Origin of the sequence: Dictyobacter kobayashii, from assembly GCF_003967555.1 — a bacterium.
In the GTDB taxonomy this organism is placed as follows: Bacteria; Chloroflexota; Ktedonobacteria; order Ktedonobacterales; family Ktedonobacteraceae; genus Dictyobacter; species Dictyobacter kobayashii.
In genome coordinates, this window is record NZ_BIFS01000001.1 from 1 (window position 1) to 17,376 (window position 17,376).

Genomic DNA, 17,376 nt, shown 5'->3' on the forward strand with positions numbered 1-17,376 from the left:
TCGGGGTATCAAAACTGCTGGCTTAGTCGTTCTGTCGCCGCCGGCACGCTGTACCACACAGTATCCGTATCGATCTCCCTGCGACTGCTATAGCCATTCGGCGCCGGCTCCTCTATGCCCAGGATGTATGTCACGTTCCGGCTCGACGATGAAAGGTGCCAATCCCGTGCAACACAATGTTGCGGATCCCCCACGCACCAGCTGATACACCTGTCCAGTTCCGGGCGCTCCTGGCTGTCGCGTTCCACCTTTTCGCGCAGCGTCGCCAGCTTTTCCACCAGGCCATCCAGCGGTTTCTTCTGTACCGAGGCTTTCTCTGGCTTGAAGACAATCCGCTCCAAGATCTCGATGCCCAGGCCGCAAAACCCTGCTCAATGCTTGGATAGGCCATGGACAGCACGTCCAGTTCGGAACCGTCCACCCACGTCTCATACGCCTGGCCTGCGTACTCCATTCCGGGAAATATCCACGTGTGTCGATCGCGCTGGTTCCCCGTCACCACGTCTCGCGGTGTCATGAACAGGCCCAGGTGCTGCCAATCCGACGGCACCGTATAGCGAATGCGGTAGCGCGCCGCCACTTCCCCGCATATTCATTGCGGCTATCGTGGATCGCGAGCTCCGTCGGTAATCCCCACGCCAGCGCGCTATACATAAAGATGCCATCATAGTAGTACAGCGCCGGCAGACGCTTGAGCTCTGGCAGTGTACACAGCTCGATGCGGCCCTGCCCCGCGTGCGACCGGATCGTCTCGCGGATCGGCGCTGGCAACGGCGCGAAGCTGCGCTTCTGGATACGGTTGAGCCGACTCCACAGCGCTTGAAACGTCAGAGCCGGCGTGGCGTAGGCGCTCGCCTCTTCTCCACATACCTCCTGTAAGAAGCGTGTCAACAACACCATCGCTGCTCGCGCCTCGGCGGCTCGACACTCGGTCCCAAACCACGAAAAGACGTGCCGAATCTCGATCTCCTGCTCACTCCCACGCCGTCGGTAGCGCGCCACCGTCTCTTCTGGCCGCTCATCCGAGAGGTAATGCCCGCGTGTGCCCGTCGTGTAGCGCTCGCGCAATTCCCGGCCAGCACCCACCCCTCGTAGGAGCCACTGCTATCACACGGCAATTCCCCACACAACCACAGACGCACCTGGCTCGCCTCGCCCAGTTGCGGCACCGCCTCCAGCACCTCCGAAAGCGGTGCCTGCCTACCAAAGGTGAAAGGGGTTCCGACATCCATCATTCCCTCTCCCCGGCGCACGTCCACATACGCGATCACCCGACGCCGGCGCAAACGCACCTCGCTGTCCGCTGCTCTCCATACGCTCACCGGATCCGCGCTCATCTCCCCTTGCGCTCGCACACCGCCAGGCGCATCTCGTTCTGGATGATCCTCACCAGCGACCGCTCCCAATGCCACCTGCGATGGCTCCATCGCAGGCTCAGTGCGACGGCCTCCCTCCTCGTGCGTTTCCCTGCCTGACGGCACTACCACGGGCGCAGGCACCTCTGCCAGGGCGTCTCCTCTCCTTTCCTCCCCCGGCTTCTGCTCCGGGGCACCGGCCCTCTCAGGCGCTCCCCTGCGGCATCGCAGTCAGAGGCCTGCCCTCTGACTGTTTCTGGCTTCTCCGCCTCCTCCAGCAGGCCCTGCTGCGCCGCTTTGGCTGCCTGCTGCTTGCGATACCCCTTCACCCGCGGGTGATACTCATGCTCTTGCACCCACTCCCAGAAATCCGGGTGATCTGTCTTAATCAGCCACGCATCCCCTGACCGATACGCACTCCTGCCCAAAACTCCCGCCTTCGCCGCCTGTGTCAGCGTCGTCCGGTGAATCCCATACGCCGCTCCCACCACCGTCGCCGTCTGCACTGGCTCTCCGAACGTCTTCTTCTCCATCCCTGCTCTCCTCCTTCTGTTCTCCACATGCTACCAGCCATCCCTGGCTGCGCGATCCCCTCACCTGCCCTACCCTTCCATCTCCCTTAAATACACCGTATGAATATTCATAACATCGTACGATGCATCTTAACCAAAAAAAAAAGCGCTCGTCAAGCCTTCCCCTCTTCTTCCACCCTTTTTTCCTTCTGAGGCCGTTCCTCACGATCAACCAGCACTCGCCCTGGCTCACCCCCGCCTCTTCTCAGCTCTCATGAGCGCTTACTCCACCCACTCTCCGTACGTCGATCCTTGCTCATCTTTCTGCAGCCGCTCTCGGAAACGATACGACTCTCCGACAAACTCTAACAGGTGCGCCCGATGCGTTAACCGATCTAACAGCGCCGCCGTCATCCGCTCATCTCCAAACACGCTATTCCAATCGGCAAACCGCAAATTCGTCGTGCTAATCAGTGACACTTTTTCATAGAGCTCTCAACACATCTGAAATAACAGATGACCGCCATCTTTGGTAAATGGGATAAATCCCAACTCATCCAGGATTAACACTTCTACCTTCCTCAGTTGCCCAACACCCTCGTTAAACGCAGTTCCTTTTGCTCCACCAACAACTCATTCACCACTCCCGCCGCACTATAAAACCGCACCCGTCTCCCCTGCCGACACGCCGCCATCCCCAATCCCGTCGCAATATGCGTCTTTCCCAATCCAGGATTGCCCATCAGAATAATCGTTTCCGCCTGCTCAATATATCCTCCTTGCGCCAGCTTCAACACTCGACCCTTATTTACCCCTCCTACCTGGCTAAAATCAAAGCTCGATACATCCTTGATGATCGGAAATTTCGCCGCCCCAATCGCTCGCTCAATCCGATTCACCTTCCGCTGCGCCATCTCCGCTTCACATAACGCCAACAAATATTGCTCAGGCGTCGAGTCTCCACGCGCGGCATCTTGCGCATATTGTTCATAGTTCTGCACAAACGTTGACAGCCTCAGCTGCCCCAAATACTCTTCCAGTAACGCTTTCTGGGTCATACATCCCCTCCTCTACCACCGGCTTGTCACGATCGCCTCATACCTCGCCAGATCAATCCCAGACTCCTGGCTTCCCCCTTCTCCTCTTGCCTCCACTCCTTTCTGCCTCCCAACAACTCCGAGACGCAATACTCCACCCCATCCACATGCACACACCCATAGGCCAACGCCTGCTTGATCGCCAGTTCAATCACCTGCGCCGTATATCTCTGATGCAACGCCACTATTCCCATGAACTCTTTCACCCCTCTCCCCTCCGGCCACTTCTCACGCAGCCTTTTGAGCAACTCGAAATAACACTCCGGCCACTGCTTCTTCCACTTCTTTAAGGGCAACGCATGCTCGAACGATCCTGGCTTCTGCTTGATCAATCCCACATAATGCAGCGGATCTAGCACATCTTCCTCTCGCTCATAGCTGCGCTCGTGCCGCGCCAGCACCTTCACTCCCTCCACAATCTCCACATGAAACGCCGACGCCTTCACCGTTACCTGCTCTCGTCCTCGCTTCACTGGCAACGAATACCGATTCGTCTCAAAGATCACCTGACTATACGGCGTCACTCTCGCTTCCCGAATCTCCGCGCACTCATAGTCCCCCTCCGGCACCCCTCGCAGATGCCCACGTTCTTCCTCCCACATCTCTCCGATCGTTTTCTTCTCCCCTCTCACCTTCCTCCCATTCTCCCGATCGCAGCGCTTCCGCAACACCTCATTCAACTCCTCATAGCTTTTCACCCGCGGCACGGGCACAAACATGCGTTTCCGCATATATCCCACCCCATTCTCCACTCCCCCTTTTTCCTCCGGCGCATAGGCGTACAAAAACGTGACTCAAAGAGATAGTGGCTCCGCAATCCCACAAAACTCCTTCTCTCCTCTCGCTTCCGCTCTCCTCCCTCCTGGCTCACATGCACCGCCGTCGCCACATTATCATAAATAATCCGCTGCGGCACCCCCCAAAGTACGCAAAGGCATCCCGATGCCCTTGCAAAAAACATTCCAGCCGCTGCGTCGGAAACGCCTCCACATACAGTTTCCTCGAATAGCACATCCCCAACACAAATACCTGCACCTTCACCGCTCGTCCACCCAGTTCCACCACCGCTTCCCCGTAGGGTAGCCAGCCAGCGAAGGTGACATTGTTGTTCCTTTTTCTGACCGGCTCCCTCCAAACCCGGCGTGCGCCTTTCAACGCACCGGGCTTTCCAGCATCATCAGGTTTCTCCTGTCCGTGAGCGTGATACCTTGTTGCGTCTGTGTGGGCGTCCGTGTTGAATGTCCATATGGCAGGTATGGCAGAGGACGAGCGTTTTTCTCCGGCGGGCGGCCATGATTTGGACCCATTGCGGCTTCTCTCGACCTGTATACTTGTTCAGGTCTTTCAATGCCCGTATGTGATGCACCTCTATCTTAGTGGTCATGCGGGTTGCCCCGCATTGTTCACATGTTTGGGCCAGGAGTCGCCGTTCTAGTTCTGACCGTTTCCAGGCGTATTGCTTCATTTCGTCCTCAATGGGTGCGGTGACATCCCAGGTAAGAGGGATGCCTCCCCAAGTGGCTACAAGTGGCTTTTTCCCTTCACGCGAGACCGTGACTTGCAATCCTTTGTATTTCTTCCCCTCGACATCTATTTCCGCTTTGTACTTCTTGTACACCTTACTTACTGATATTTTGTGTTTGCTCGCTAACGTCTTCGTGAGCGATTGTTCCATCACCCACTTGAGTTTGCGGAGCGTGTAAAGGTTGTAGGCCATCCGGTAGTAATTGACCAACCCCGATATTCAAGCTGGTAAGTTGCCATGATGGTGAAGTCGCTCTCGTTGAGCAACTCTGCTCGGTGAGAGGGCTTTCCTTTGCGCATATACTGCTTGCATTTGTTTTCGACGACCTTTCTGGGTACTTTCAGACCGATGCCTCCATTGATGCTTCGGCCTCTTCGCCCGTTTTTGTCGCGGGTCTGTTTGGTGTCGCAGTGTAAGGTCGTGATTTCGTAATTGAGGAATTTGGCAGCGCTGTCCCGTGTGTGGGTAATCAACGTCTTCTCGTCCGAGAGATTGAGCTTGAGTTCTTCAAGCAGAAACTTTCGGAGCCGTTGCTTAATAGCCTCTGCTTCTTCCTTGGGGCCAACAAACGACAGGGCGAAATCATCTGCATACCTTACGTATCTCAGTCGTCGAAAGCCGGGGTCTTGGGGATCGATGGAGGGAAGCTTTTGGGCCTGTTGCTTGATCTTGTGGGCAGCCTCCTTCTGTCCTCTGTTGTGCCGTTTGCGGGCGCGGTTAATCAGGCGATTGTATTCCTGATTTGGCCTTTTTTTCTTCCCTCTGGTGTATTCGGGGATAAGTTCTGTCTCCACAAATCTATCCAGTTTCGAGAGCAGAATATTGGAGAGGACCGGACTCAAGATGCTTCCTTGTGGAACTCCACTGAAGGTGTTGTTGAGCTTCCAGTCTTCCATGTAGCCTGCATCGAGAAGCTTTTTGACGAGATTGAGAAATCGCCCATCCTGGATGTGTTCGGCGAGTGCCGAAATGATGAGATTATGGTCAAGGGAGCCAAAACAGTCAGCTATGTCGCCCTCGATGATCCAAACTGTGCCTTGCCAGATTCGGTAGACTTCTCGGAGAGCCGTATGGCATCCTCGTCCTTCACGGAAGCCGTGAGAGTGTTCGCTGAATGTCCCATCGAAGTAGGCATCTAGGATCATTCTCATAACCTCAGCCAAGAGTTTGTCACTCCAAACAGGTATGCCGAGCGGTCTCTTTTTCCCGTTCTTTTTCAAGATGTAGGTTCTTCGCGCTGGTTGCCACTGATATCGTTCCTGCTTCAGTGCAGCAATGATGGCTTCAAAGGTTTCCAGAGAGGTGCCGTCAGCCGTTTCTTCCGTCACGCCGGGCGTCATCGCGCCAGCATTTCGGTAGACTCGACCGTAGGCAGTTAAGTACAGATTTGTGTTGTACAGTTGTCTGTAGACGCGCTTTAATGGCAAGCCCCGCTTGCCGCGTTCACGGAGAAGCCCTAAATACGTTTCGGTTGTCTGCAATTTCGCATACCTCCATGCATTAGTAACTTCTTGATACCTTCCCTCTGCGTGGGTATCTTTCACGCACTCTGGCCTGCCTTCGCAGGCTGCCCCTTTGATTTCGTTGGATCAGCGTTGTTCCATTGAAGTCTCGTATGGGGGTTCCGTCGCCATGAGTTTCGCAACTTTTAGGCGATCCCGCTTTTGCGCATATGCAACGTGTAGTGTGTTTAGGTGCCCGTTTGTTCTCTTTCGGGTTCATTACCCGCCATTCATCAGAGGGGGTGTTATCATGAGGACTGGGGTCTCATGCTTTTCTGATGTCGTTCTTTCAGGCATGGTTTTAACGGATGCAAGTGATCATCATGCGAGAACTCAGGTTTAGCAATTGGCCAGCTTCACCATGCACACAGGACTTGCAGAGCAACTCTTTACATGCCTTCAAGGGTTCTCCGCGTTTCCAACATGCTGTTTTCCCCTTTGCGTTTCCGCTCCAGGTCGGTTGGATGTCCTAGAGGTTCATTACCCCCTTCCTCTCCCGTGTTACACGGGTATTGCATATGCACCGACACGGCGCACCCAGTCACATTGCGCATCCTCCCGGGCTCATAGCTCAGCGGCACATACACCTCCCCAGACTCCCGACGCCGCTTCCACTTCCCCACCTCCATCCGCACCCGCGACTCACACCCGCCATATCCCTCCTCTCGAATCACCTCATAGATCCGCGCTGCCGTATATCTCTGCTTCACCGGCAAACGCTCCTGCTCCTCCAACATCTCCTCCACACGCCGCCGATACGGCTCATACACCAACCTTCCCTGCCGCCTGCCTGGCTCGTTCTTCCCCTTCACCTTCCTGCCCTCACTCCCCACCGCCTCCTTGATCACCTTCCGACTCCATCCCCCCTCGCGCGCAATCTGCCGCTGGCTCTTGCGCTCCACATAATACGCCCGTCGAATCTGTTCCCTTTCTTCCTCTCGTATCGCCACTGCCTCTTCCTCCTCACATTTATCATCAGTTCTCTTTTGCCTGTTTTCTCCCTATCATACATGCCTCCCCCGCTCCCTGGCAACCTTTTCGTTATCACTTCCCTATTTCCATATCCTCCTATATGTTCATTCACCTCTTCTCTATGTATCAATCAATATCACTCTTTTATCACTTCCCTTCTTCCCACCACACAAAGAGCCTGCAGCTCCTCTTCTGGCAACCTTTTCTTTATCACTGGGGGCCTGGTGGCTCCCTTTTCTGGCTCTCCGCCACAAAAAGTGAGCTTGATTGCTTGAACAAAGCTGCAGAGATTTGATAGACTGTCATCGATACATGGCTGTGAGACACATGTGGCAAGGAGTGCAGTTCGATGAGTAATTCAGACACAATCTCTTCTCCATTTTTTCCTCTCCCCGACGGGATCAGCATTTTGGGATTTGAAGCCTCAGACACTGGCCTGGTGGTGAGCATTACCTGCCATCTTTCTTTCGCCCTCTGCCCAGGATGCCAGCAGCGTTCAGAACGAATACATAGTTCATATCGAAGATTGGTCGCCGATGTTCCAAGCAGCGGCCGTCAGGTGACCCTGGCTCTCACTGTGCGGAAATTTATCTGCGGCGTCCCAGCGTGCTCTCACAAAATTTTTACTGAGCGTATGCCAGATTTCGTGCGCCCGTATGCGCGCCTGACCAACCGTTTGCTCCAAGCTCTCCAGGACGTGGGGGTTGCTACCTGTGCAGAGGCAGGAGTGCGTTTGGCTCCGAAGTTGGGAATGTCAGTCACCGCAACGACGCTGCTTCGTCGCATGCGCGAGCGGTCTGTCCCAACTCCCGATGCCGTTCGAATTCTTGGCGTGGACGATTGGGCCTGGCGAAAAGGTATGACATACGGAAGTATTCTCGTCGATCTTGAGCGGCGATGCCCCATCGAGATCCTCCCCGACCGCAAGGCCGAAACAGTGGAGGCTTGGTTACGGCTTCATCCAGAAATTGAGGTCGTCAGCCGGGATCGTGCAGGTGCCTACGCTGAGGCGGTACGAAAAGGAGCACCACAGGCACTCGAAGTTGCGGATCGATTTCACCTGTTAAAAAATCTCCGCGAACATCTCCGTGATTTTCTGCTTCGCAAACATACCCTGCTGCCAGAAGCCGAGGAAGTTGTTTCGGATGCCATTCCACAAAAAGCGCGAGGAAGACCAAAGAATGCCTCCTCTGTTACTCCTCCTGCCGATCAAGAGAAGCCTCTTTTTCGCAAGATGTCAGCAAGCTTGCGAGAGTATGAAGATCGAACTACCTCTCAAACGCAGGTGACATTGGCGCAAGAACGCAAACAAGCGAGCCGAGCACGACGGTATGCGTGCTATGAAGCGGTTCGAGAACTCCACCAACAAGACTTTTCCGGACGTGAAATTGCCCGTCGTTTGCAACTCTCTCGCCACAAGGTGATGCAATTCATTCAGGCTGAGGGTTTCCCTGAACGGGTCCCTTCTGTGCCCAAGCCGAGCATTCTTGATCCCTACAAACCCTTGATTTTGGAACGCTGGGCACAAGGGTGCCATAACGGAACCCAGATCTACCACGAGATCACACTGGCCGGATATACTGGCTCGGAGCCTTTACTTCGGCTCTTTATCACGCAGCTTCGTAAACAACAGAGACAAGAACAGGTCTGCGTCCCCACATCTCCGGCTTTGGCTGCTTGTAAGGAATTGGCATCCTGCCACAAACACAAATTCCGTGGGAATGGAATATCACCAGGGGTTTACAGCCACTGGTGAAAAATCACAATCTCCTCGTAGAACACCTCTTTCCCCATCATGCCATCCTTTCTGGGCCCTCATATTCTCCCGCTTCCTGACTGATCTGCGCCATCTCATCCAAGACCGCATCCCTCTCTGCCCTCGCTCTTCATTTATGACGGTGCAGCGACATATTTGCCGCACACAAAAACCACACTCCCTGCGCACCGCAAACTCATGTTTGTCAATTTATGGCAACACAGGGCAACAAACGTCAATTCTTGTCAACTCCTGGTAACCCGTCGCCCTTCCTCCTCTCCTCGCAGCGCGTTCCTACACAAATATGCACAATATGGCATACAACCGCATCTCCCCACCGTGCCAGGCCACCTGACAAAACGCGCATCAGAACAATAACAGGCAAAGTGATTACAGAGTGATGAGCACATGATGAGCGTATGTTCACTCCATGCTCCCACACAAGCCGTCACCCAACGCTGCTATATGTGACGGCGCACCACCATATATACCACAAAAAAGCACACTCCTCTCACATCACCAAAGGGCTCCCTCTTCCCCTATGAACATGCAGGACACTGCACACACCGGCTAGAGGCTCATCCTTCCCTCTCGCACACGCATACATGCAAGCCTGTTCAATATCGTACCTGATTCCTTTTACGAACGACGGCTGCAGTTCCTGTTATTACTGAGCACTATTTGTGCGGGAGAACCCTTTTATTCGACAAACAACACAAAGGCTGGAATGAGGAAGCGTCGAAAGCCTCTCATCTGAAATGAGTTCGAAGATTCCGCGCAATTATCAAATGGCCAGATCCGTCCGTTTCCTGGCTCTATTGACCATTGGCTCTCCCTCCGTCGTGGGCTATCGTATCAATAGGTGGTTGATTGGTCCTGATCCAACCATCCAACCATGGAAAGAGAGCCATGACGGGCTTCGACTCGTTCCTGGCGACTATCTAGCAAGCGGGAGAGACTGTGTATCAAGGATGAGGTATGTGAAAGGGACATGACGACATGAAATCTATAACCGAAGAAAGAAAATGGGAAGAGAAGAGCAACGAGCAGTATGCGTTTATTGATGCGCTGCCTCAATTGATCTGGATCGTTCAACCGGATGGTTGCGTTGCCTATACTAACCAACGCTGGCGTGACTATAGCGGTGAACAACAATTGCCTTCCCGTGCTAACCTGTTCTTGCAGCAAGAAATATGGCCTGAGAACCTTCATCCTGAGGACCGAGCATACGTTCTGGCACTGCAGCAACAGGCTTTTGAGACCGGTGTACCGCTTACCGTGAGATATCGTCTGAGAGAGGGACATACAGGTGCCTATCGCTGGTTTCTCGCACAGGTTGTCCCATACTATAATGAAGCGGGAAAGATTGTACGATGGATGGTTAGCTGCACCGACATCGATGACCAGAAACAAACCGAAGATACATTGCGTCAGAGCCAGGAGCGTGTGGACCTGCTGATGCGCTCCAGCTTGATTGGCATCTTTGTCGCTGAGGATAATGAGATTGTGGATGCGAATACCACCTTTCTCCGCATGACAGGATATAGCCAGAAAGACCTGGATCAGCGAAATATTCAGTGGACAACAACGACGCCGGCACTCGCCTCTTCATTTCCGGAACAGGTCCATCAGGAAGTAGTGGTGCAACACTACAAGACCCCGTTCGAAACAGAATTGGTGTGTAAAGATGGTAGCAAGCTCCCTGTTTTATTGGGGGGCATCGCTGTTCATGGCCAGATGCTACAAGGCATTGGCATTGTCATGGATAATGCTGCTCGTCACGAGTTGCAGCAGCGGAAGGACTCTTTTGTAACTTCCGGCATAGCCTTGATCACTGTTACAAATGGCCGGATGAGCTTGTCTCAAGGCTCGTTACAACGCTTCGAGCACGAAGGCAACCTGCATGGTTTGATCCAGTTCCCACGCCAGCACATAGCGTGAATACCAATCCAAGACGGCGACCAGATAGAGAAAGCTAGAAAGACGTTCGTCATTTCAGAAATAGAACACTACCTCCCCTTTCAAAATACTCGTATAAATAGGAAATATATTCTATCTCTATCAATAGTAGATGAGATAAATATAAATACTTGACAAAAGAACACCATTATCGTATACTCTATGCAATGATCAAAAAAGTCACATTAAAATAGATGCTATAACAAATTATGTGTGATAATGTCACAAAGTATCAGGAAAACACTCCACCACCGCAATAAATATCCAATATTAATTCTTTAGTATAAATGCGCACTAAAAATCCACCTCGCAAAATACCTCGCAATTTATTTCTCACTTATAAACTTTTAATAAAATTACAAATCAATTGATTTACACATAGTCCTTCAAATCATCAAACAAATTTTAGAAATCACATGCAAAATAATTTTATCCCGCAAATAACAACATATAACTATATTTACGCACCACAAACACAACGATCACATCGTTTCGTAGAAATGATGTATCTGCGTTACCCAAAAATTCTGAACTCTGACGAGAAGCGGTCTTAACAAGACTTTCCCTGAAAGGATGTAAGTATCTGGCTTCTGGCGTATTTGGGCAAGAAAGGGCAGACCCTCTGTCAGGATGTGCCTGTTCTCCCTGTGTTACACGCATCGTGCGTAGACTCCTTCTGGAAATGATATCTAGACGATCTTTTTGAGCTATCATCATGGATGGAGTTTCTTTTTGCCTCATCCCTGCTGAAATGGGGATAGCGTTGCCCCAAGTTAGTGCGTACGTTTAGAGGAGTATGTCTGGCTCCCACTTTGAGCCAGATTCCTACTCCGACTTCCTGTTCTAATCAGGACAAACCCCTGTCTTCACCAGCTCAGATGTCTGATAGAAAATCAGGCCCTTTCTCCATGACAAGAGTGTGGTAATTGCCAGGAGCGTTCACGTTATTTACAACTTTTTCTATAGAGCGGCTTTTCCAGACATCAAAGCATCAAGTTTCATCCTTCAGTGTAGATTTCCACCCTTCCGTGCAAAATCGGTCAGCCCTTCACTTAATTTACCAGTATGGTGGAGCAGAGTGAGCCAGCCCAACCTGCACAGTTGGAGTGAACAGGACGAGCCGCTGCGTTTGCAGGAACTGAGCAAAGACAAGAACGACCCCGATCCCAAAGCGTTGGCGTGTTATGGAATGCTCTCTGTCATGAGTGGTCGTATGCACCTACGCTTCGTGTCAGGCCGCCCCGTCAGCCAGATGACCATCGACTTCCTGGAGTGGCTGTGTGAGCAGGTCCAAGCACAAGGCAAAAGTGTGCTCGTGCTGATTTGGGACAACGCCTCCTGGCACCTAAGTAAACAGGTGAAAACGTGGCTGCATGAGCACAACCAAGCAGCTCTGCAAGACGCTCAAGCTGGCAAAGCAGCTGTGCGCATCATTCCGTGTTGGTTGCCTACCAAGAGCCCCTGGCTGAATCGAATCGAGCCAAAGTGGGTCCACAGCAAGCGAGCGATTGTCGAACCTGCCCGCCTTTTGACGGCTTCGGAACTCCAGCAATGCGTGTGTGACTACTTTGGCTGTTCACAGCTTGAGCCTCTCTCACTGTGAACATGGATGCGCACTCACTTGCTCATGCTCTTGCGCATCATGATGTGCGCAAGAGCATGAGCGGTCCCGTTTTTACTTCTGCGTCACAAATGTGAGTCCTCTCACTACAGCGTGCACAAAATCGGCTGGATAGGCGTGAGCCAAGTCAGGAAGCAGTGCCAGCTCGCAGGGAAGATGATGAGTGTGCATCAGTTCAGCGATGACACGCGAGGCTTGCAGACCCCCTGCATCCTTCTCGCCAACGAGAATATAGCCACGTATCTGCGTTGGTTTCTGATGCTCTAGAAAACTGGACAGTGCCTCGATCTCAGTGTCACGCAAATAAGGACCCAACACCACGAAGCCACATGTGGGAACGGACTGGTGGAGCGCCATCCAAATGGCTTGTGCGCCACCCGCCGAGAAACCGCCAAGCACAATCGTCTCTGAAACGATGGAGCAATCCTCCTTCAATCTCGTCAGATGCTCGCGTACCTCGTTGATGCCTTTGTCTCGGTCATCCCACACATAGGCATCTGGCCCGACGATCTGGGTGGATTGTGGGATAGCCACCAGCCAGCCTTGTGTTGTTAACCCCTTCCACTGTTTCAACGTGTCGTGACCATTTGACCCATTCCCATGCATGGCGAGAAGCAGAGGAAATGCGTTTGCTGATAGTTCTGGTTGAGCAATCAGAACCTCTGGTTGGATCGTGTTCTGGAGATCATTCAGACGCTGACGACAGGTCTCGACCATGATCTGGAATGCTGGCAGTGGCCTCAAGGAAACCAGATCTTCATCGTGGTCCAACCAGGCGGGGGGAAACCACTCACCTTGATCCAAAACGTCCTGGAAAATCTGCAATGCCTCCGTCTGTTTCCCAACCAACGCATAGGCGCCAATGCGCCAATAGGCGATAGTGCGCGCGTAGTCCGGATGGTTCTGATAATTCTGCTCGAGCAGCATCAATGCTTGGGTATATGCGTTCGCCTGATACAGGTCGAGTATCTGTTGTTGAAAACGACGAAAATCTACTTCGCTCATCTGAATGGTCTAATCCTTCCATTGCGCTTGATTATCTGATCTATTTGAGATTATAAGCTCAGAAAGAGAAAAAAAAGCAAATGAAGGCTTGCTCCTCTCCTTCACATCTCCCTTGTCTTACCAGAGTCTGTTATCTGTGAGAGGCAGCGTATCAGAGAACGAAGCGGAAAACTTCTAGCACGTGAATGCATTTCACAGAACAACTTCTTACAACACTGGTCTTATGTCTCTGCACTAAGCCTGCTCTTCCTCCGGGCTCCATTCATATGTGCTGAACGTGCAATACTCACGGAAACCCAGGCGGCGATAGATATTGATGCCGAATGGCGAGGCGGTAAGTACCGCGACTCGATAGCCCTTCGACCGTGCCGCACGTGCTGCCATAAGGGTCATCGCGCCACCAATCCCCTGCTGTCGCACTTCAGGAAGTGTGACAACATAATGAATGGCTGCCACATTCCCATCATAAAAAACACAAACAGTCGCCACTGGCTTCCCATCCAGTAGACCCAGGTAGAACTGTAGAGGACTAGCCAAACCAAGCGGTACACGTGTATAGCTAGCAATACATGTGCGTACAATCTCTTCTGGTACTGGGAACAACCAGACACGAATCCATTGCTCCAACAACGCATGATCAGTAACCGGAAGAATAGTAATATTTGAGTTGAGTGGAATATCTTCATTCAGTATGTGCAGATCTACGGCCATGCCCGGCTCATCTTCATCATGCCTCAGTCCGTGTGTGAGCAGGATATCACCAGCGTTCTTTGGACACGATGAAGGTCCCAGGTGCCACTGAAAACCATGCTTGCATTGCGCAAAGTGATTACGGATGCGCTCAATCGTGGAGGGTAGTGTATCCTGTTGCAGATTTGTGTAAAGAACAGCGTTGACAAGACTGGACTCCGTCCAGAGCAGATCCGGCTCCTGGTGAAGTTGTCCGTGTGAGGAGGTACATAAAAAGCTCTTATAAGTGATTATACTAGCGTCTATAGCAGTTGGAATGCTTGATGGATTGATGCTTTGTAGCATTTTGCTCATAAATGTGGAAAATCCCTTTCTATTACTTTTTGCTTACTCCTTTAAGCCAGTTATATTTTAAATGAATGCCTATATGCGATACTCCAGCACACACTTCCTCCTACCAAGCGTTTTCAAGTTCATTCAACGTTTGAACGAAATCGACTCAGGGAATACAGTCGACCTTCTGCCGGGCTTCCTTCTCCTCGCAAGTATGAAAGGCAAGCATTTAATTGATGAAGTTCAATATTTCAATCCATGCCGAATTTCCTTCTTCTCTGCAAGAGCATCACCTCTAGTATAGCCTGAGAAGCCAGCAAAATCCAGTATTTGCGAGGCACGTTGATTTTTGGCCCTTCAACATAGAGTTGATGGTTAAGACTAATCCAGATAAAAGGCCCCCGACCTTGCGGTAAGGAACCTAATCAAGCCCCTCTGGATTGGTTGCTAGTAACATTGCTCTCCCGGCAGCTCACACAGCAGCCTATCGAACAGCCCAACAGGACAAGCCTCCTGTGTTGTTTGAACAAGATGATGTGTCTTCTTAGCGGAGACATCATCGGTGCATTGTATGCATGGCTTTGTCTCCGCTTTTTCGAGGGTTCGCCAGTAGTATGCCCATGCCAACGACCCGGAATACAAACAGTGGATGAACAAATGAATGCAGCTCCAACATTGGATGTTTCAGCAGCAATTCTTCCGCGAGAATCTCAAACTAGGCGAAGGCGGCGAGACAGGTCGAGCCAACAGCATGTTGGAAGAAACCTTTCAACGCACCAGCGTCAGTATCATGGGGAAGAATATGTTCAGTGGTGACGAGCGTTTCTGGCCCGAAGAGGCTCCCTTCTATACCCCATTTTTGTCGTGACTAACCAGATGCACGCCCCATGGGAGCGCCCTGGTGGCACGACATTCTACTTCGTCACTGACGGCATCGAAAGCGCACTTCGTCAAGCCCGAGCGGTTGCTGGCAATGGAGATATCAGAATAGCGGGAGGAGCCAATACGATCCAGCAATATCTCAACGCAGGGTTGATCGATGAGTTCACGATCCACTACGCGCCGGTAGTTTTTGGTCACGGCACTCCACCCTTTGCGAACATGAACCCCGATATCAAGATAAAAATGAGGGAGGCTGTTCCATCGCAAGAAGTTGCTCATATCATCTACGACGTAGAGAAGAGATGAGGGATATGATCTCTCATTTCACCATTGCGCGATAGGTGTAAACGAGCTACAATCTTCCCCACATGGCCTATTTCCACTGTTGGCAGTTATGTGAATAAAGTATACTTGCTCTTGAAGCAGCGTCCGGGACGCTTCTCATTCCAGATGATGCTTCTGAGCGAAGAAAAGGGAATGGTTTTATGTCCTATCTTCCAAGTCTTCTTACGCTTGTTGGAGTTACACTTATTGGAGCTATGAGCCCGGGTCCGGACTTTGCCACAACGGTCTACTACTCGACCCGCTCGCGCCGCGAAGGGATCTTTGTCGCTCTAGGGAGCACGAGCGCGCTCTCTGTCTGGATCATCGGGAGCATGGCCGGGTTAGCGGTGGTGTTAGCACAAGTCAATTGGTTGGTCCAAATCATACGCCTGCTCGGGGCGCTGTATCTTATCTACTTAGGGTTCGAGCGATTCTTCATGCCCACCATCCTGCTCCCTCTTCCTCTGTTGCAGCAATCACTGCTTCAAGACTTGCTGCCTGGAGAGTTGGTTTTCTCTCGAATATGGGGAATCCAAAGGTGCTTGCTTTCTTTAGCAGTGTCTTTGTCGTGCTTTCCCTGCCCATCCTCCGTTCTGGGTTGAGGCTGCGAGTGTCGCTCTGATGTTGAGCGTCAATATTGTCTGGTATAGCCTGGTCGTCTGTGCTTTCTCTCTGAAACCAGTGACACGTGTTTATCAGAAAGCAAAGCGATGGATCGGCTACCTCACCGGGGCGCTATTTGTTGCGTTGGGTGTACGCCTGGCACTCGAAAGATAACCCCAAACCGCCTCTCCACCTGGACGAGATAGGCTCATACAGAAACTTGAGATACTTTTGCCATTTGTCTACTTTCATTTCGTCGTTGTCCGGCATGGCCCGCATTTTTCAGCAACATTTTACATGAGTGCATCCACTCTCTTGTATTCTTGCTCCCCAAACAGTATCCTCCTCTTGATGAGCTGATTGGGTAGCACCCAGACCAGCATGGGTAGCAAAAGACGAGCAGGAGGTCTATCTGCGTTGCCAAAGAGCGCACAGTACCATCTCACCTGGGTTCCCGAACACCAATGCTATGCGTTTCATGAGGCTGACCACTATGAACCCACACTTCCGTTCGCCCCGAGCAGTCCGCAGTGGTTTTCCTGGCTGAGCAGTATTCTCTCCTTCACCTTTACTGGAAAGCTAGGCCAACTCAGGTCGATCCTAGTTTGTCGATGAAACGTACGTCAAGGTGTATGGGAAGTGGTGTTATTTGTATCGTGTTATCGACCGTGATGCCAATCTGGTTGACTGTATGTTGAGCTAGAAACGGAATATGGAGGCCGCCAAGTGCTTTTTCAGACAAGCAGTCGAGACAGTTGGACACAGACCGGAGCAGGTGACGACCGATGGACATGATTCCTATCCGCGCGCGATTCGTGAGACACTTGTTAGCCAGGTTCATCATCGTTGCAATCCCTATCTCAACAACCGACTGGAACAAGATCATCGTGGGGTCAAACAACGCTACTACCCGATGCGAGATTTCGGAAACGTAGCCTTGCCAACCCGCTTTTGTCGCACTTTTGATGAGTTACAGCAGTTCTTCCGCTTTCGCACAACAATGAACCAATTAGTGCCTCTTGCCCAACAACGCGCTCTGCTCGGCCTGCACGACGCCTCCACTGATGCCCTCTGGACACACCTGCAGGCTATTGCCTCGCCCCGATCACTTCGACGCCGATCTCCAACGCATCGTCGCCCACGTGCTCCGTTCCTCCCCAGATGTCGCTATCCACACTACCCAGCTGGCCACCCTCCTGCGCACACAATTGGAACCATAGCGACCAGCTTCCTCTCACAC

At 52.0% G+C, this 17,376-nt stretch carries 17 protein-coding genes and 3 pseudogenes; 8 read left to right on the plus strand and 12 right to left on the minus strand.

All coding sequences use genetic code 11. The annotated features are described in order from the left end of the window. Positions 1–8 precede the first annotated feature (8 nt). The 9 genes and pseudogenes from EL645_RS00005 to EL645_RS00045 all read right to left on the minus strand — a co-directional run bounded on the left by EL645_RS00005 (position 9) and on the right by EL645_RS00045 (position 6,941). Positions 9–341 carry a hypothetical protein gene (locus EL645_RS00005; RefSeq protein ID WP_126548150.1) on the minus strand — a complete coding sequence of 111 codons (333 nt, stop codon included), beginning with the start codon at positions 339–341 and terminating at the stop codon, positions 9–11. Between the two features lie 172 nt (positions 342–513). Beyond that, complete coding sequence (locus EL645_RS00010) at positions 514–900, minus strand: hypothetical protein (RefSeq protein WP_136625143.1); 387 nt, start codon at positions 898–900, stop codon at positions 514–516. Continuing rightward, entirely contained in the window at positions 888–1,487 is a 600-nt protein-coding gene (locus EL645_RS00015; RefSeq protein WP_126548152.1) for a hypothetical protein, read from the minus strand. The genes EL645_RS00010 and EL645_RS00015 overlap by 13 nt, the downstream gene beginning before the upstream one ends. Continuing rightward, positions 1,481–1,888: a hypothetical protein gene (locus EL645_RS00020; protein WP_126548153.1), complete on the minus strand. Its 408-nt coding sequence runs from the start codon at positions 1,886–1,888 to the stop codon at positions 1,481–1,483. The genes EL645_RS00015 and EL645_RS00020 overlap by 7 nt, the downstream gene beginning before the upstream one ends. A gap of 261 nt (positions 1,889–2,149) precedes the next feature. Beyond that, positions 2,150–2,347: an ATP-binding protein gene (locus EL645_RS43720; protein ID WP_281276243.1), complete on the minus strand. Its 198-nt coding sequence runs from the start codon at positions 2,345–2,347 to the stop codon at positions 2,150–2,152. A 101-nt stretch (positions 2,348–2,448) separates the two neighbouring features. Continuing rightward, positions 2,449–2,925: an ATP-binding protein gene (locus EL645_RS43725; RefSeq protein WP_281276244.1), complete on the minus strand. Its 477-nt coding sequence runs from the start codon at positions 2,923–2,925 to the stop codon at positions 2,449–2,451. 26 nt (positions 2,926–2,951) lie between these two features. Further along, on the minus strand, positions 2,952–3,566 hold the full coding sequence (locus EL645_RS00030; RefSeq protein ID WP_126548154.1) for a Mu transposase domain-containing protein: 615 nt from the start codon (positions 3,564–3,566) through the stop codon (positions 2,952–2,954). A gap of 575 nt (positions 3,567–4,141) precedes the next feature. Further along, positions 4,142–5,970 (minus strand): annotated as a pseudogene (locus tag EL645_RS00035) (reverse transcriptase/maturase family protein). 410 nt (positions 5,971–6,380) lie between these two features. Further along, positions 6,381–6,941, minus strand: a complete 561-nt coding sequence (locus tag EL645_RS00045; protein WP_126548156.1) for a hypothetical protein — start codon at positions 6,939–6,941, stop codon at positions 6,381–6,383. Positions 6,942–7,312: 371 nt separating this feature from the next. Between EL645_RS00045 and EL645_RS00050 the strand changes: the two genes are divergently transcribed. Beyond that, positions 7,313–8,719 (plus strand): ISL3 family transposase, encoded by a 1,407-nt coding sequence (locus tag EL645_RS00050; RefSeq protein ID WP_126548157.1) that lies wholly within the window; start codon positions 7,313–7,315, stop codon positions 8,717–8,719. A 999-nt stretch (positions 8,720–9,718) separates the two neighbouring features. Then, a pseudogene (locus EL645_RS00060) lies at positions 9,719–10,504 on the plus strand (PAS domain-containing protein); the annotation flags it as partial. 603 nt (positions 10,505–11,107) lie between these two features. On the opposite strand, the gene EL645_RS00065 reads toward EL645_RS00060, so the two are convergent. Further along, positions 11,108–11,338, minus strand: a complete 231-nt coding sequence (locus EL645_RS00065; RefSeq protein ID WP_126548160.1) for a hypothetical protein — start codon at positions 11,336–11,338, stop codon at positions 11,108–11,110. 418 nt (positions 11,339–11,756) lie between these two features. Between EL645_RS00065 and EL645_RS00070 the strand changes: the two genes are divergently transcribed. Beyond that, on the plus strand, positions 11,757–12,281 hold the full coding sequence (locus EL645_RS00070; RefSeq protein ID WP_246035228.1) for a transposase: 525 nt from the start codon (positions 11,757–11,759) through the stop codon (positions 12,279–12,281). A 72-nt stretch (positions 12,282–12,353) separates the two neighbouring features. Here EL645_RS00070 and EL645_RS00075 read toward each other — a convergent pair whose 3' ends face one another. Both EL645_RS00075 and EL645_RS00080 read right to left on the minus strand, forming a co-directional pair. Beyond that, positions 12,354–13,304, minus strand: a complete 951-nt coding sequence (locus tag EL645_RS00075; RefSeq protein ID WP_126548161.1) for an alpha/beta hydrolase — start codon at positions 13,302–13,304, stop codon at positions 12,354–12,356. Positions 13,305–13,538: 234 nt separating this feature from the next. Beyond that, complete coding sequence (locus EL645_RS00080) at positions 13,539–14,348, minus strand: GNAT family N-acetyltransferase (protein WP_126548162.1); 810 nt, start codon at positions 14,346–14,348, stop codon at positions 13,539–13,541. Positions 14,349–14,988: 640 nt separating this feature from the next. On the opposite strand from EL645_RS00080, the gene EL645_RS40375 reads away from it, so the two are divergent. The 5 genes and pseudogenes from EL645_RS40375 to EL645_RS00100 all read left to right on the plus strand — a co-directional run. Further along, on the plus strand, positions 14,989–15,195 hold the full coding sequence (locus EL645_RS40375; RefSeq protein ID WP_218031634.1) for a hypothetical protein: 207 nt from the start codon (positions 14,989–14,991) through the stop codon (positions 15,193–15,195). An 8-nt stretch (positions 15,196–15,203) separates the two neighbouring features. Next, positions 15,204–15,515 (plus strand): dihydrofolate reductase family protein, encoded by a 312-nt coding sequence (locus EL645_RS40380; RefSeq protein ID WP_218031635.1) that lies wholly within the window; start codon positions 15,204–15,206, stop codon positions 15,513–15,515. A gap of 179 nt (positions 15,516–15,694) precedes the next feature. Then, a complete protein-coding gene (locus EL645_RS00090; RefSeq protein WP_126548163.1) occupies positions 15,695–16,135 on the plus strand; it encodes a LysE family translocator in 441 nt (146 codons plus the stop codon). 19 nt (positions 16,136–16,154) lie between these two features. After that, complete coding sequence (locus EL645_RS00095) at positions 16,155–16,310, plus strand: LysE family transporter (RefSeq protein WP_126548164.1); 156 nt, start codon at positions 16,155–16,157, stop codon at positions 16,308–16,310. Positions 16,311–16,740: 430 nt separating this feature from the next. Next, a pseudogene (locus EL645_RS00100) lies at positions 16,741–17,175 on the plus strand (IS6 family transposase); the annotation flags it as partial. Between the last annotated feature and the right edge of the window lie 201 nt (positions 17,176–17,376).